The sequence below is a fragment of the Prevotella sp. HMSC073D09 genome (genome assembly GCF_001814145.1).
In the GTDB taxonomy this organism is placed as follows: Bacteria; Bacteroidota; Bacteroidia; order Bacteroidales; family Bacteroidaceae; genus Prevotella; species Prevotella conceptionensis.
In genome coordinates, this window is record NZ_KV815148.1 from 1 (window position 1) to 385 (window position 385).

Sequence of the window (385 nt, forward strand, 5' to 3'; positions counted from 1 at the left end):
CCACCTACCAATACGACCTGCTGGGGCATAAGCTCAAAGTGAACCACCCCGACGCGGGCGAGGTGACCTGCACCTACGACGCCGCGGGCAACCTGCTCACCAAGCTCACGGCGGAACTGAAGAAGACCATCTCCGACAAGGCGGCAATCACCTACACCTACGACTACGAACGGCTGAGCGAGGTGCTCTATCCCAAGAACCTCTTCAACCGCGTGACCTACACCTACGGCAAGCCGGGGGCCAAATACAACCGCGCGGGCAGGCTCGTGCTGGTGGAGGACGCCTCGGGCGGCGAGGCCTACTACTACGGCAACCAGGGCGAGGTGGTAAAGACGGTGCGCTCGGTGATGGTGAGCCAGGCCGACGTGCGCACCTACGTCCACGC

Annotated in this window: 1 pseudogene; it reads left to right on the top strand. The window is 63.4% G+C overall.

The window, feature by feature from the left end:
* Positions 1-385: pseudogene (locus HMPREF2955_RS14115) on the top strand (RHS repeat-associated core domain-containing protein); the annotation flags it as partial.